Origin of the sequence: Streptomyces sp. NPDC005423, assembly GCF_040606415.1 — a bacterium.
Lineage (GTDB): Bacteria > Actinomycetota > Actinomycetes > Streptomycetales > Streptomycetaceae > Streptomyces.
The window spans coordinates 292,258-306,476 of record NZ_JBEXET010000003.1 but is presented as its reverse complement, the minus strand read 5'-3'; the positions used below and the strand labels follow the sequence as shown (position 1 = coordinate 306,476).

Below are 14,219 nucleotides of genomic sequence, written 5' to 3'. Positions count from 1 at the left end.
GCCGCCGGCGCTGACCCGGCCCCGGCCGTCCGCTCGGCGGATTCCGGGGCCGGGGGTCGTCCCTACGCGTCCTTCGCCGCGTCCTGCGCCGCGTGCATCGCCGCTCCCACTATCCCCGCGTTGTTCTGGAGCTGCGCGGGGACGATCTCGGCCTTGATGCCCTCGATGTAGTGCAGGAACTTGTCGGCCTTGCGGCTCACGCCACCGCCGATGATGAAGAGTTCGGGCGAGAAGAGCATCTCGACGTGGGCGAGGTACTTCTGCACTCGGTGGGCCCAGTGCTCCCAGGTCAGGTCGCCGTCCTCCTTCGCCTTGCTGGAGGCGCGGGTCTCCGCGTCGTGCCCGTGCAGTTCGAGGTGGCCCAGTTCGGTGTTGGGCACGAGGGTGCCGTCGATGAACAGGGCGCTGCCGATGCCGGTGCCGAAGGTCAGCAGGAAGACCGTGCCCCGGCGGTCGCGGCCGGCGCCGAAGCTCATCTCGGCGACGCCCGCCGCGTCGGCGTCGTTGACCACCGTCACGGAGTTTCCGCCCAGCCGGTCGCTGAAGAGCGCGCGGGCGTCCAGGTCTATCCAGCTCTTGTCCACGTTGGCCGCCGTGCGGATCGTGGCACCGCCGGTGACCACGCCCGGGAAGGTGAGGCCCACCGGTCCCGTCCAGCCGAAGTGCTCCACGACCTCCTTGACCCCGTCCGCCACCCCGTCGGGTGTGGCGGGGTGCGGGGTCAGCACCTTGCACCGCTCTTGCGCCAAGTCGCCCTTGTCCAAATCGACAGGGGCGCCCTTGATCCCGGAACCACCGATGTCCACACCAAAGATCTGCATGGCTCCACGCTACGACGAACGACTGACGGTCACTGCCCGGAGGGGGCCACCGCCGTCGTCCCGGTGCGCTGGGCGACCAGGGCCGCCGCCTCGTCGCGCAGGTCGCGCCGGAGCTCCTTGGGCAGCGAGAAGGTGATCGACTCCTCGGCCGCCTTGACGATCTCGACGTCCTCGAAGCCGCGCGCGGCCAGCCACTCCAGGACCTGCTCGACCAGGACCTCAGGCACGGAGGCGCCGGAGGTGACACCGACCGTGCTCACCCCCGCCAGCCAGGCCTCGTCGATCTCGTCGGCGAAGTCCACGAGGTGGGCGTCGCGCGCCCCGGCGAGCTTGGCGACCTCGACCAGCCGTACGGAGTTGGAGGAGTTGCGCGAGCCGACCACGATGACGAGGTCCGCCTCCTCGCCCATCCGCTTGACGGCGAGCTGGCGGTTCTGGGTGGCGTAGCAGATGTCGTCGCTGGGCGGGGAGATGAGCTGCGGGAACTTCTCCTTGAGGGCGTCGACCGTCTCCATGGTCTCGTCGACCGAGAGGGTGGTCTGGGAGAGCCAGACCACTCGGGAGGGGTCCCGTACCTCGACCTTGGCGACGTCGGCGGGGCCGTCGACGAGGGTGATGTGGTCGGGGGCCTCTCCGGAGGTGCCGATGACCTCCTCGTGGCCCTCGTGCCCGATGAGGAGGATGTCGAAGTCGTCGTTGGCGAAGCGGACGGCTTCCTTGTGGACCTTGGTCACCAGGGGGCAGGTGGCGTCGATGGTGGCGAGCCGGCCGCGCCTGGCCTCGTCGTGGACCACGGGTGCCACGCCGTGCGCGGAGAACATCACGATGTTCCCCTCGGGGACCTCCTCGGTCCGCTCGACGAAGACGGCGCCCTTCTTCTCCAGGGTCTGCACGACGTACTTGTTGTGCACGATCTCGTGCCGGACGTAGATCGGAGCCCCGTACTGCTCCAGGGCTTTCTCGACGGCGATCACGGCGCGGTCCACGCCCGCGCAGTAGCCCCGGGGGGCGGCGAGCAGGACACGGCGGCCAGGCGAAGCGGTCATGCGTCCCATCGTAAGGCCGCGCTCGACGGGTCGGAGATCACGCGCGGCGTCGGGCAGACCGGCGCGCCCCGGGAGGCCGGCGTACCCCGGGAGGCCGCATGCCTCGGAGGCGGTGGTGTGCGGGGCGATCACTGTCACGCTGATCCGCGAGCGGTGGTCGGTGACCGGATGGGTGGGGTGGCCGCGGCTCGGCGGCGTTGTCAGAACCGGCCGTTACGCTCGGGCCCATGGCTCTCAACACGACTCCGGACGCGCCGCTCCCCGTGGGCGAGGTCTCGCGGCTCATCGGCGGGTGGGTCGACCGGCTCGGCGCCGTGTGGGTCGAGGGGCAGATCACCCAGCTGTCGCGGCGGCCGGGCGCCGGTGTCGTGTTCCTGACGCTGCGCGACCCGTCGTACGACGTCTCGGTGAGCGTGACCTGCTACCGGCAGGTGTTCGACGCGGTCGCGGACGTGGTGGGCGAGGGGGCCCGGGTGGTCGTCCTGGCGAAGCCGGAGTGGTACGCGCCGCGCGGGCAGCTGTCGCTGCGGGCCGCGGAGATAAGGCCGGTCGGGGTGGGTGAACTGCTCGCGCGGCTGGAGCAGTTGAAGAAGACGCTGGCCGCCGAGGGGCTGTTCGCGCCGGAGCGGAAGAAGCCGCTGCCGTTCCTGCCGCAGCTGATCGGGCTGGTCTGCGGGCGCGCCTCGGCCGCCGAGCGGGACGTCCTGGAGAACGCGCGGCACCGCTGGCCCGCCGTCCGCTTCGAGGTGCGCAACGTCCCCGTGCAGGGTGTGCACGCCGTGCCGCAGGTGGTCCAGGCGGTCAGGGAACTGGACGCGCTCGACACCGTGGACGTGATCGTGGTGGCGCGCGGGGGCGGCAGCGTGGAGGACCTGCTGCCGTTCTCGGACGAGCAGTTGATCCGCGCGGTCGCGGCCTGCCGTACGCCGGTGGTGTCGGCGATCGGGCACGAGCCGGACACTCCCCTCCTCGACTACGTGGCCGACCTGCGCGCCTCCACCCCCACCGACGCGGCGAAGAAGGTCGTACCGGACGTGGGCGAGGAGCACGAGCGCGTACGGCTGCTGCGGGACCGGGCGCGGCGCTGCGCGGTGGCCCATGTCGACCGGGAGGAGCGCGGGCTGGCGCACGCCCTGGCGCGGCCGTCGATACAGGATCCGCACCGGATGATCGACGAGCGTGCCGACCAGGTGGCCGCGCTGCTCGACCGGGGCCGGCGCACCCTCGGTCACCTCCTGGACCGCGCGGACTCGGAGCTGACGCACACGCACGCGCGCGTGGTGGCCCTCTCCCCCGCCGCGACCCTGAAGCGCGGGTACGCGGTGCTCCAGCGCGCCGACGGCCACGCGGTGCGGGACCCGGGCGAGGTGGCGGCCGACGAGGCGCTGCGCGCGCGGGTCGCCGAGGGTGAGTTCACGGTACGAGTCGATGCATAGGGTGGGCGCATGACCAGCAGGGTTGACAAAGGTGCCGGGGCGCTCGGGTACGAGCAGGCACGGGACGAGCTGATCGACGTCGTACGGCGGCTGGAGGCGGGCGGTACGACGCTGGAGGAGTCCCTGGCGCTCTGGGAGCGCGGCGAGGAGCTGGCCAAGGTGTGCCGGCGCTGGCTGGACGGGGCGCGGGCGCGGCTGGACGCGGCGCTGGCGGAGGAGGCGGACTCGGCGGACGGGGCGGAGGAGGGCGAGTAAGTGTCCGTGCGCGGATGTCCGCGCACGGTGTGTGAGGCGGGTCACTGGACCCTCATTGTGATTGAACGTTGAAACTTCCATGGCGTACGGTCACCCTGTCAGCCAATCCGGACCGCGGTCCGTTACTTGGTTCCAGGCCACCTAGGAAGTTCACGCATGTCTCTCGTTCTTGACTCAGCCGCCCAGGACCTGCTGTTCCGCGAGGCCCGCACCGCGAACAACTTCACCGACGAGCCCGTGACCGACGAGCAGGTCCAGGCGATCTACGACCTGGTCAAGTACGGTCCGACCTCGATGAACCAGTCCCCCCTGCGCATCACCCTGGTCCGCTCCCCCGAGGCCCGCGAGCGCCTGGTACGGCACCTGTCCGAGGGCAACCGGGCCAAGACCGCCGCCGCCCCGCTGGTCGCGATCCTCTCCGCGGACAACGAGTTCCACGAGGAGCTGCCGGCCCTGTTCCCGCACTTCCCGCAGGCCAAGGACGCCTTCTTCGCCGACCGCTCGGTCCGCGAGGGCAACGCCGCGCTGAACGCCGCCCTCCAGGCCGCCTACTTCATCATCGGCGTCCGCGCCGCGGGCCTCGCCGCCGGGCCGATGACGGGTCTCGACTTCGCGGGCGTGCAGAAGGAGTTCCTGGACGACGACCACACCCCGCTGATGGTCGTGAACATCGGCAAGCCGGGCGAGGACGCCTGGTTCCCGCGCTCCCCGCGCCTGGCGTACGAGCAGGTCGTCACCACCGTCTGACCCGGACGGACCGGAACCGACCGGACGGCCCGGAGCTGACCAGGACCGACAGGGGCAGACCGGCGAGAACGGTGGACCGGCGGACCGGTGAGAGCGAGAACGCGAGGAAGGCCCCCGGCGCGGCGCACCGGGGGCCTTCCTCACGTCATCGAGTCCTCGCGCGGTCGCGCGACCGTGCCGTCACGCCGTCTTCAGTGCCTTCGCCATCTCGGTCAGCTGGGTGAACGAGCCGGTGCCGGCCACCACCGTCGTCGACTTCTTGTCGGCGAGCACGAGGGCGTCGTAGCGGCCGCCCTCGTACCGCGTCCACGTCCGGCCGCCGATGTGCTGGGTGACCTTCGTCTCCCTGGCGCCCTGGCTGGCTGCGTCGATGAAGACCGCGGGCCGCTGAGTCGACTGCTCGATCTGCACGTACTGACCGTCGGGGGCGCTGAAGCCCAGGTGCCAGGCGTCGGACGTCGAGCCGTCGTAGCGGACCGAGGTCGCCTTCCAGGTCCCGGGCAGCCCTTGCGGCGCCGCCACCGGGTACGACGCCGCGCGGCGGGCCGTGAGCAGCTCCACCTGGTAGTCGACCCGCTTGAGGTCGGGAGCGGAGTCGTCGTGCGGGATGAAGAAGTAGACGACCACTGCCGCGATGCCGATCAGGCCCAGGGAGAGGATCATGTCCCGGACCGTCTTCTGCTTACCGTTCGAACCTGCCACGTCCCTATCGTCGCAGGTGCCCCGGTCCGCTCATCCGTGGGCCCCCCTGCTCATTTTGTCTGCCTGGCGATAGAGTCGGACCACACCCTCATCCGGCCGTCGTCGTATCAGAAAGGTGCGCTCCGATGACCGAGCATCATCATCTGCCGTCCGAACTCGAAGTCCCCTCCGAGGCCCCCGACCGCAACCTCGCCCTGGAACTCGTCCGGGTGACCGAAGCCGCCGCCATGGCCGCGGGCCGCTGGGTCGGGCGCGGCGACAAGAACGGCGCCGACGGCGCGGCCGTCCGCGCCATGCGCACCCTCGTCTCCACCGTCTCGATGAACGGCGTCGTCGTCATCGGCGAGGGCGAGAAGGACGAGGCGCCGATGCTCTTCAACGGAGAGCGCGTCGGCGACGGGACCGGCCCCGAGTGCGACATCGCCGTGGACCCGATCGACGGGACCACCCTCACCGCCAAGGGCATGACCAACGCGATCGCCGTGCTGGCCGCGGCCGACCGCGGCTCGATGTTCGACCCGTCCGCCGTCTTCTACATGGACAAGCTGGTCACGGGGCCCGAGGCCGCCGACTTCGTCGACATCGACGCGCCCGTCGCGGTGAACATCCGCCGGGTCGCCAAGGCCAAGCGCTCCATGCCCGAGGACGTCACCGTCGTCGTCCTCGACCGGCCCCGGCACGACGGCCTCATCCAGGAGATCCGGGAGACCGGCGCCCGCATCAAGATCATCTCCGACGGTGACGTCGCCGGCGCGATCCTGGCGCTGCGCGAGGGCACTGGTGTCGATCTGCTGCTCGGGATCGGCGGTACGCCCGAGGGCATCATCTCGGCGTGTGCCGTGAAGTGTCTGGGCGGCACGATCCAGGGCAAGTTGTGGCCCAAGGACGACGAGGAGCGGCAGCGGGCGATCGACGCGGGGCACGACCTCGACCGCGTCCTGACGACCGACGACCTCGTCTCCGGCGAGAACGTGTTCTTCGTGGCTACCGGGATCACCGACGGCGAGCTGATGCGCGGGGTCCGGTACCGGTCCGAGACCGCCACCACCGACTCGATCGTGATGCGGTCCAAGTCGGGGACGGTGCGGCGGATCGACTCGGAGCACCGGCTGAGCAAGCTGCGGGCGTACAGCGCGATCGACTTCGACAAGGCCAAGTAGCGCCGCTGGACGGTTGGTTGACGGTGGTCGTGGTTCCCGCGAGCCGTCTGTCACCCGCAGGGAAAAGGGCGCCCCCGGTGCGGTGGGGGCGCCCTTTCCTGTTGCCGGAGGAGGCGGTCAACCCGCCGCGGCTATCCGGCCCGGGGGCCGCGCCGTCTTCTTGAGTTCCATGTCGCGGCGTCGGCGCCGGGCGAGGACCACCCGCCGCTCGGCGGCGGTGAGGCCGCCCCAGACGCCGTAGGGCTCGGGCTGGAGCAGCGCGTGCTCGCGACACTCGACCATCACCGGACAGCGGGCGCAGACCCGCTTGGCGGCCTCCTCGCGGGAGAGGCGGGCGGCGGTGGGTTCCTTCGAGGGTGCGAAGAACAGACCGGCCTCGTCACGCCGGCACACCGCCTCGGTGTGCCATGGAGCGTCTTGGTCTCTGTCGCGCTCTGGTAGCCGCTGGGCCGGAACAGCAGCTACCTGCAGAGACGAATGCGGCGGTTGCAGCACGGTCTACTCCTGACGACGGCTTCGCGAGCGAGAGACGATGCAGCAAGGCCTACCCGCTGTACGCGTGCCTATGCACTGAGTTCCGAACCGCTGGATTTCGGGGGCTTGTGCGCGATGTCATGACCCGGTCGGAGTGGACCAACTGGCGTGCATCACGGCCGAATTCACAACCGTCAACGGTCCAGATGCCTGCGCAAACCCTTGTCGACCTTGCGCTGGACCCGGTCGAGGATGTCCGCGACGAGCTTGCCGCGCTTGGGCCGCGCCTCGATGTTGCCCAGGACGGCCCAGCCCTCGACGTAGACCACGGGGGCGTCCGGCTCGGGCGCGTCGAGCGTGTGCACCTCGAAGTTGCCGAGGACGCCGCCGCCGGTGCCGCGCAGCGACACGTTCTCCGGGACGCGTATCTCGACGTTGCCGAAGACCGAGACCGCCTTGATGACGACCTGCTGGTACTCGAAGATCGCCTCGCTGAGGTCGATGTCGACGCTGCCGAACACGGCGTAGACGTGCATACGGCGGCCCGCGCGCCAACGGCCCCTGCGCAGCGCGGTGCTGAACACCGCGACCACGTTCTCGTCGGCCTCGGCCGGGATGGCGCCCGCCGTCGGCCGATTGGGGGCGGGGCCGTACGAGGAGGTCGCGCGCCGCTCGTGGGCGGCGGGCAAGTCCTGTATGAACACGTCCAGTTCACCGACCGTCTTGGCGCTGAGCACCCCCTCGACCCGCTCGGCGTGCTCGTCTGCGGTCAGCCGGCCCTCGGCCAGGGCGTCGCGCAGGAGGTCGGCGACGCGGTCACGGTCGGCGTCCGAGGCGCGCAGCCCGGCCGGGTGCGTCTCGGCGCGGCCGGCGCCCGGTTCGGTCTGCTTCTGAAGGTCCACGACAGCAGAGTACCCAAACGCGATAGATCGCGACTAGGGGTGGGGACGACCCGGGCATGGCGAACTGAGCCACACCTCACAGCTTGGCTGTCGGAGGCAGGTCCTAGGCTGGTGGCGCCTGCCAACGGAGGCCGGCGCGCTGTCTGTCGAAAGAGGAATGGGCGACATGCCTGAGTTCGCGTACACCGATCTGCTCCCCATGGGAGAGGACACCACCCCCTACCGGCTGGTGACCTCAGAGGGTGTGTCCACCTTCGAGGCCGACGGGCGGACGTTCCTCAAGGTGGAGCCGGAGGCGCTGCGCAGGCTGGCGGCCGAGGCCATCCACGACATCCAGCACTATCTGCGGCCCGCCCACCTGTCACAGCTGCGCCGGATCATCGACGACCCCGAGGCGTCGGCCAACGACAAGTTCGTCGCGCTGGACCTGCTGAAGAACGCGAACATCGCGGCGGCCGGCGTGCTGCCGATGTGCCAGGACACCGGTACGGCGATCGTCATGGGCAAGCGCGGGCAGAACGTGCTGACCGAGGGCGGCGACGAGGCGGCGCTGAGCCGCGGTGTCTACGACGCGTACCTCAACCTCAATCTGCGGTACTCGCAGATGGCGCCCCTCACCATGTGGGACGAGAAGAACACCGGGTCGAACCTGCCGGCCCAGATCGAGCTGTACGCGACCGACGGCGGCGCCTACAAGTTCCTGTTCATGGCGAAGGGCGGCGGCTCGGCCAACAAGTCCTTCCTGTACCAGGAGACGAAGGCCGTCCTGAACGAGTCCTCGATGATGAGGTTCCTGGAGGAGAAGATCCGTTCGCTCGGTACGGCCGCCTGCCCGCCGTACCACCTGGCGATCGTCGTCGGCGGCACGAGCGCGGAGTACGCGCTGAAGACCGCGAAGTACGCCTCCGCGCACTACCTGGACGAGATCCCGGCCGAGGGTTCCGAGCTCGGACACGGCTTCCGGGACAAGGAGTTGGAGCAGAAGGTCTTCGAGCTGACCCAACGGATCGGCATCGGGGCGCAGTTCGGCGGCAAGTACTTCTGCCACGACGTGCGCGTGGTGCGGCTGCCCCGGCACGGCGCGTCCTGCCCGGTCGCCATCGCGGTCTCCTGCTCGGCCGACCGCCAGGCGGTCGCGAAGATCACCGCCGAGGGCGTCTTCCTGGAGCAGCTGGAGACGGACCCGGCGCGGTTCCTGCCGGAGACCACCGACGAGCACCTCGACGACTCCTCCGACGTGGTCCGTATCGACCTCAACCAGCCGATGGACGACATCCTCGCCGAGCTGACCAAGTACCCGGTCAAGACCCGGCTCTCGCTCACCGGTCCGCTGGTCGTGGCCCGCGACATCGCGCACGCCAAGATCAAGGAGCGGCTCGACGCGGGCGAGGAGATGCCGCAGTACCTGAAGGACCATCCGGTGTACTACGCCGGTCCCGCGAAGACCCCTCAGGGGTACGCGTCCGGTTCCTTCGGCCCGACGACGGCCGGCCGGATGGACTCCTACGTGGAGCAGTTCCAGGCGGCGGGCGGGTCCAAGGTGATGCTCGCCAAGGGCAACCGCAGCAAGCAGGTCACGGACGCGTGCGGCACGCACGGCGGGTTCTACCTCGGCTCGATCGGCGGCCCGGCCGCGCGGCTCGCCCAGGACTGCATCAAGAAGGTCGAGGTCGTCGAGTACGAGGAGCTCGGCATGGAGGCCGTCTGGCGGATCGAGGTGGAGGACTTCCCGGCCTTCGTCGTCGTCGACGACAAGGGCAACGACTTCTTCCAGAACCCGGCTCCGGAGCCGACCTTCACCCACATCCCGGTACGGGGTCCCGGACTGGTCTGACGCCCCCCGTGCGGGGTCCAGGACCGCTGCGACGCCACCCGTGCGGGATCCCCGGACCGGTGTGACGCCACCCGTGCGGGATCCCCGGACCGGTGTGACCTCGCGGGACACTCCGCCTCGGGGCCCCGTCCCGGGAACACGCGCCCCGTCGGCGATGCTGTCCCACTGGAGGTGATCGGCGATGGCCGACGAGCAGACAGCAGGGGCGTTCCGGGTCGAGCACGACTCGATGGGCGAGGTGCGTGTTCCCGCCGGGGCGAAGTGGCGGGCGCAGACGCAGCGGGCGGTGGAGAACTTCCCCGTCTCCGGGCAGCGCATCGAACGGGCCCACATCGAGGCGCTCGCCCGGATCAAGGGCGCCGCGGCCAAGGTCAACGCCGCGCTCGGCGTACTGGACGCGGACATCGCGGAGGCGATCCAGGAGGCCGCGCGGGAGGTCGCGGAGGGGCGCTGGGACGAGCACTTCCCGGTCGACGTGTTCCAGACCGGGTCCGGCACCTCGTCCAACATGAACACCAACGAGGTGATCGCCACCCTCGCGAGCGAGCGGCTCGGGCGGGACGTGCACCCCAACGACCATGTCAACGCGTCGCAGTCGTCCAACGACGTCTTCCCCTCGTCCATCCACATCGCGGCGACCGGGGCCGTGATCCACGACCTGATCCCCGCCCTGGAGCACCTGGCGGGTGCCCTGTCGCGCAAGTCCGTGGAGTTCGCCGACGTCGTCAAGTCCGGCCGTACGCACCTGATGGACGCGACGCCGGTGACGCTGGGCCAGGAGTTCGGCGGCTACGCGGCCCAGATGCGGCACGGCGCCGAGCGGCTCGAAGCCTCGCTGCCCCGGCTCGCCGAACTGCCCCTGGGCGGCACGGCCGTCGGCACCGGGATCAACACCCCGCCCGGTTTCTCCGCCGCCGTGATCGCGGAGGTCGCCCTGGTCACCGGGCTGCCCCTGACCGAGGCCCGGGACCACTTCGAGGCACAGGGCGCGCGGGACGGGATCGTCGAGACCAGCGGACAGCTGCGGACCATCGCCGTAGGACTGACGAAGATCGCCAACGATCTGCGGTGGATGGCCTCGGGGCCGCGGACCGGGCTCGCCGAGATCTCGCTGCCCGATCTCCAGCCCGGGTCCTCGATCATGCCCGGCAAGGTCAACCCGGTCATCCCCGAGGCCGCGCTCATGGTCGCCGCGCAGGTCGTCGGCAACGACGCCACCGTCGCCACCGCCGGGGCCGCGGGCAACTTCGAGCTCAACGTGATGCTGCCCGTGATCGCCAAGAACGTCCTGGAGTCGGTCCGGCTGCTCGCCAACGTCTCCCGGCTGCTCGCCGACCGCACGGTGGAGGGGATCGTCGCCCACCGCGAACGCGCCCGCGAGTACGCCGAGTCCTCGCCCTCGGTGGTCACCCCCCTGAACAAGTACATCGGCTACGAGGAGGCGGCCAAGGTCGCCAAGAAGGCGCTGGCGGAACGGAAGACGATCCGCCAGGTCGTGCTGGAGAACGGCTATGTGGACCGCGGCGACCTGACTCTCGGCCAGCTCGACGAGGCGCTCGATGTCCTGCGGATGACGCGGCCGTAACCACTCGTCGACCAGTCGTCGCGAGCACGTGAACCGTGACGCGCACCGCAGCGTCGTATGCCCGGGGCACCTAATATCTGTCCATGGCAGACGGTGGAGCGGTGAGAGCGGTGGAAGCGGACGCGTCGACGGCCTTCTGGGCGCCCGGGGACCACGTCCTGTGGCGCTACCGGGAGAACGCCGGCGACCGCTTCCACATCGCGCGTCCCGTCACCGTCGTCCGCGACGACGACGAGTTGCTCGCCGTGTGGATGGCGCCGGGCACCGAGTGTGTGAAACCGGTGCTGACGGACGGTACGCCGGTGCACGTGGAGCCGCTGGAGACCCGGTACACCAAGCCGCGTACGGTGGCCCGCGACCGCTGGTTCGGCAGCGGGGTACTGAAGCTGGCGCGGCCGGGCGAGCCCTGGTCGGTGTGGCTGTTCTGGGAGACGGACTGGGAGTTCAAGAACTGGTACGTCAACCTGGAGGAACCGCTGGTCCGTTGGGCCGGCGGGGTCGACTCCGAGGACTGGTTCCTGGACATCTCCGTTCATCCCGACCGGAGTTGGGAGTGGCGGGACGAGGACGAGTTCGCGCAGGCCCAGCGGGACGGGCTGATGGACCCGCGGCTCGCCCGCCGGGTGCGGGAGGCCGGCCGGTCGGCGGTGGAGGTGATCGACGCCTGGGGAGCGCCGTTCGCGGACGGCTGGCAGCACTGGCGCCCGGACCCCTCCTGGGATGTACCGTCACTGCCGGAGGACTGGGACCGCACCCCGGCTCGCCTGTCCGCATGAGACCCTTGATGCGTCCCCGGTCCGCAACCGTAGGATCGTCCTCCGCAAGGGCACACGCAGCAACTCCCGGTGCGCGGGCCGGGTCTGACCAGACGTCACCGAGGGGCGGCAGGACGTGAGCGAGGGGTACGAGGGCAACACCGGTGCGGACGGCAGAAAGTCCGCCGACGGCACAGGAACAGCCTCTGACCACGCGGGAATTCCGTTCCTGGGGCAGGTATTCCGGGTATCGGCATTTCGGCGGGACGAACCGCACGCGCGGCGTGCGGTCCCGGACGGACGGATTCGACACGCGTGACGGAGCAGCCCACCTCGTACGAGCGCCCCACCGGCGACGGCCCCGCGGAGCCCCGCGGGGCGCTCCTGCGTACCTCGACGCCCCAGCGGCCGTCCGGTGCCGGCGCCTTACCCGCACAGGCGCGCGGCGGCGAGCCGCCCGCCGCACCGGGAACGAGCACGCCTTGCGCCCAGGGGAAGGACCCGGCAGGTACCTCCGTGACGCCTGACACCTCGGGCGGCCCCGAGCACGCGCAGACCTCGGCCGCCGAACCCGACACCCACCGTCCGCGCCCCGCGCCCGAGACGATCCCGCTCCAGCCGCCGGCCGGCCAGGATCGGTCCGTCGGCGGCTCCGACGACAAGGAGCGGCGGTCCGGCCAGGGCCTGCCGCCGGGCCGGCCCATGCCGATGCGGCGGGACGGCGACCGGCTGCGCTTCGTGGGCGCCGCCACCCGGCGGATCGCCCGCGGCATCGACCTCGACGAGATCGTCATGGGGCTGTGCCGGGCGACCGTGCCGACCTTCTCGGACGCGATCCTGGTCTACCTGCGCGATCCGCTGCCGGTGGGCGACGAGCGGCCCACCGGTCCCGTCGTACTGCGGCTGCGCCGTACCGACCGGATCCCCGAGGAGCGGGACACGGAGAACGGCTTCCTGCCCGCGCTCCAGCCCGAGCAGCCGGCCGAGCTGTCGACGATCACCGCCGAACTCTGCGAGGTGCGGCCCGGCGGCGCGCTCAACGAGGTGCTGCGGGGCGTCCGGCCGGTCTTCGCCGACACCCCCGCCGCCCGCGCCGCGCTGCCCGAACTGCTCGGCGAGGGCGGTGAGTCGATCGTTCCCGGCGGCCAGCGCGCGATCCTCGCGCCGCTGCGCGGCCGGCGCCGGGTGATCGGCGCCGCGCTCTTCCTGCGCCGCCCCGAGCGGATGGCGTTCGAGGCCGACGACCTGCTGGTCGCCGCCCAGCTCGCCACCCACAGCGCGCTCGGCATCGACAAGGCGGTCCTCTACGGCCGTGAGGCGTACATCGCCGACGAGTTGCAGCGCACGATGCTGCCCGAGACGCTGCCCCGCCCGACGGGCGTCCGGCTGGCCTCCCGCTACCTCCCGGCCGCCGAGACGGCACGCGTCGGCGGTGACTGGTACGACGCGATCCCGCTGCCCGGCAGCCGGGTCGCGCTCGTGGTCGGTGACGTCATGGGCCACTCGATGACCTCGGCCGCGATCATGGGCCAGCTGCGCACGACCGCGCAGACCCTCGCCGGGCTCGACCTGCCCCCGCAGGAGGTCCTGCACCACCTCGACGAACAGGCCCAGCGGCTGGGCACCGACCGGATGGCGACCTGCCTCTACGCGGTCTACGACCCGGTCTCGCACCGCATCACCATCGCCAACGCCGGCCATCCGCCGCCCGTACTGCTGCACCTGGGCGGCCGGGCGGAGGTGCTGCGGGTGCCGCCGGGCGCCCCGATCGGCGTCGGCGGGGTCGACTTCGAGGCCGTGGAGCTGGACGCCCCGGCCGGCGCGACGCTGCTGCTCTACACGGACGGGCTCGTCGAGTCACGGCTGCGGGACGTGTGGACCGGTATAGAGCAGCTGCGCGAGAAGCTCGCCGCCACCGCGCAGCTCACCGGGCCCGACCATCCGCCGCCCCTTGAGGCGCTCTGCGACGAGGTGCTCGACATGCTCGGCCCGGGCGACCGGGACGACGACATCGCGCTGCTCGCGGCCCGCTTCGACGGGATCGCGCCGAGCGACGTGGCGTACTGGTATCTCGAACCGGAGGACGCGGCTCCCGGCCGGGCCCGCCGGCTGGCGAGGCGGGCGCTGTCCCGGTGGGGCATGGAGGACATGAGCGACTCGGTGGAGCTACTGGTCAGCGAGGTCGTCACCAACGCCGTGCGCTACGCCTCCAAGCCGGTCACGCTCCGGCTGCTGCGCACCGACGTCCTGCGCTGCGAGGTCGGCGACGACGTGCCGCAGCTGCCGAGGCTGCGGCAGGCACGGGCCACGGACGAGGGCGGACGCGGGCTGTACCTGGTCAACCGACTGGCCAGGCGGTGGGGTGCCACCCGGCTGAGCACCGGCAAGGTGGTCTGGTTCGAACTGAACCGGAACTGAACCTGCCGCACGGCGGAGAGGGGGGGCGGCGTCCAGCCGCGCCCCCCCCCGACGGCGGTCAACACAGGCCACGAGCTGACCGCA

At 71.1% G+C, this 14,219-nt stretch carries 13 protein-coding genes; 8 read left to right on the top strand and 5 right to left on the bottom strand.

Annotated features, from left to right (window positions below):
- Positions 1-62: 62 nt before the first annotated feature.
- Together ppgK and ABZT12_RS07680 are read right to left on the bottom strand one after the other, a co-directional pair.
- Positions 63-821, bottom strand: a complete 759-nt coding sequence (gene ppgK, locus ABZT12_RS07685; protein ID WP_356378898.1) for a polyphosphate--glucose phosphotransferase — start codon at positions 819-821, stop codon at positions 63-65.
- Between the two features lie 29 nt (positions 822-850).
- Entirely contained in the window at positions 851-1,876 is a 1,026-nt protein-coding gene (locus tag ABZT12_RS07680; protein WP_356379057.1) for a 4-hydroxy-3-methylbut-2-enyl diphosphate reductase, read from the bottom strand.
- 218 nt (positions 1,877-2,094) lie between these two features.
- Here ABZT12_RS07680 and xseA point away from each other — a divergent pair, with 218 nt between their 5' ends.
- The 3 genes from xseA to ABZT12_RS07665 all read left to right on the top strand — a co-directional run bounded on the left by xseA (position 2,095) and on the right by ABZT12_RS07665 (position 4,305).
- A complete protein-coding gene (gene xseA / locus ABZT12_RS07675) occupies positions 2,095-3,303 on the top strand; it encodes an exodeoxyribonuclease VII large subunit (protein ID WP_356378895.1) in 1,209 nt (402 codons plus the stop codon).
- 9 nt (positions 3,304-3,312) lie between these two features.
- Positions 3,313-3,558, top strand: coding sequence for an exodeoxyribonuclease VII small subunit (locus ABZT12_RS07670; RefSeq protein ID WP_356378892.1), 246 nt, complete (start codon positions 3,313-3,315; stop codon positions 3,556-3,558).
- 156 nt (positions 3,559-3,714) lie between these two features.
- On the top strand, positions 3,715-4,305 hold the full coding sequence (locus ABZT12_RS07665; RefSeq protein WP_356378889.1) for a malonic semialdehyde reductase: 591 nt from the start codon (positions 3,715-3,717) through the stop codon (positions 4,303-4,305).
- Between the two features lie 180 nt (positions 4,306-4,485).
- On the opposite strand, the gene ABZT12_RS07660 is transcribed toward ABZT12_RS07665, so the two are convergent.
- Positions 4,486-5,007 (bottom strand): DUF4245 domain-containing protein, encoded by a 522-nt coding sequence (locus tag ABZT12_RS07660; protein WP_356378886.1) that lies wholly within the window; start codon positions 5,005-5,007, stop codon positions 4,486-4,488.
- A gap of 125 nt (positions 5,008-5,132) precedes the next feature.
- On the opposite strand from ABZT12_RS07660, the gene glpX reads away from it, so the two are divergent.
- Positions 5,133-6,167, top strand: a complete 1,035-nt coding sequence (glpX, locus tag ABZT12_RS07655) for a class II fructose-bisphosphatase (protein WP_356378883.1) — start codon at positions 5,133-5,135, stop codon at positions 6,165-6,167.
- A 117-nt stretch (positions 6,168-6,284) separates the two neighbouring features.
- On the opposite strand, the gene ABZT12_RS07650 is transcribed toward glpX, so the two are convergent.
- Both ABZT12_RS07650 and ABZT12_RS07645 read right to left on the bottom strand, forming a co-directional pair.
- The gene (locus ABZT12_RS07650) at positions 6,285-6,662 is read right to left on the bottom strand and encodes a WhiB family transcriptional regulator (protein WP_356378880.1); all 378 of its coding nucleotides are present in this window, start codon (positions 6,660-6,662) and stop codon (positions 6,285-6,287) included.
- Positions 6,663-6,835: 173 nt separating this feature from the next.
- Positions 6,836-7,543 (bottom strand): DUF1707 domain-containing protein, encoded by a 708-nt coding sequence (locus ABZT12_RS07645; RefSeq protein WP_356378877.1) that lies wholly within the window; start codon positions 7,541-7,543, stop codon positions 6,836-6,838.
- 166 nt (positions 7,544-7,709) lie between these two features.
- Here ABZT12_RS07645 and ABZT12_RS07640 point away from each other — a divergent pair, with 166 nt between their 5' ends.
- From ABZT12_RS07640 to ABZT12_RS07625, 4 genes are all read left to right on the top strand, one after another.
- A complete protein-coding gene (locus tag ABZT12_RS07640; RefSeq protein WP_356378874.1) occupies positions 7,710-9,377 on the top strand; it encodes a fumarate hydratase in 1,668 nt (555 codons plus the stop codon).
- A gap of 181 nt (positions 9,378-9,558) precedes the next feature.
- On the top strand, positions 9,559-10,962 hold the full coding sequence (locus ABZT12_RS07635; RefSeq protein ID WP_356378871.1) for a class II fumarate hydratase: 1,404 nt from the start codon (positions 9,559-9,561) through the stop codon (positions 10,960-10,962).
- An 83-nt stretch (positions 10,963-11,045) separates the two neighbouring features.
- Positions 11,046-11,738, top strand: coding sequence for a DUF402 domain-containing protein (locus tag ABZT12_RS07630; RefSeq protein ID WP_356378868.1), 693 nt, complete (start codon positions 11,046-11,048; stop codon positions 11,736-11,738).
- A 294-nt stretch (positions 11,739-12,032) separates the two neighbouring features.
- Positions 12,033-14,135 carry a SpoIIE family protein phosphatase gene (locus ABZT12_RS07625; protein WP_356378866.1) on the top strand — a complete coding sequence of 701 codons (2,103 nt, stop codon included), beginning with the start codon at positions 12,033-12,035 and terminating at the stop codon, positions 14,133-14,135.
- The last annotated feature ends 84 nt before the right edge of the window (positions 14,136-14,219 follow it).

What these genes read in the sequence shown, in the direction of transcription:
- ppgK (WP_356378898.1), bottom strand. Translation starts at nt 821, where the DNA reads ATGCAGATCTTTGGTGTGGACATCGGTGGTTCCGGGATCAAGGGCGCC.
- ABZT12_RS07680 (WP_356379057.1), bottom strand. Translation starts at nt 1,876, where the DNA reads ATGGGACGCATGACCGCTTCGCCTGGCCGCCGTGTCCTGCTCGCCGCC.
- xseA (WP_356378895.1), top strand. Translation starts at nt 2,095, where the DNA reads ATGGCTCTCAACACGACTCCGGACGCGCCGCTCCCCGTGGGCGAGGTC.
- ABZT12_RS07670 (WP_356378892.1), top strand. Translation starts at nt 3,313, where the DNA reads ATGACCAGCAGGGTTGACAAAGGTGCCGGGGCGCTCGGGTACGAGCAG.
- ABZT12_RS07665 (WP_356378889.1), top strand. Translation starts at nt 3,715, where the DNA reads ATGTCTCTCGTTCTTGACTCAGCCGCCCAGGACCTGCTGTTCCGCGAG.
- glpX (WP_356378883.1), top strand. Translation starts at nt 5,133, where the DNA reads ATGACCGAGCATCATCATCTGCCGTCCGAACTCGAAGTCCCCTCCGAG.
- ABZT12_RS07640 (WP_356378874.1), top strand. Translation starts at nt 7,710, where the DNA reads ATGCCTGAGTTCGCGTACACCGATCTGCTCCCCATGGGAGAGGACACC.
- ABZT12_RS07635 (WP_356378871.1), top strand. Translation starts at nt 9,559, where the DNA reads ATGGCCGACGAGCAGACAGCAGGGGCGTTCCGGGTCGAGCACGACTCG.
- ABZT12_RS07630 (WP_356378868.1), top strand. Translation starts at nt 11,046, where the DNA reads ATGGCAGACGGTGGAGCGGTGAGAGCGGTGGAAGCGGACGCGTCGACG.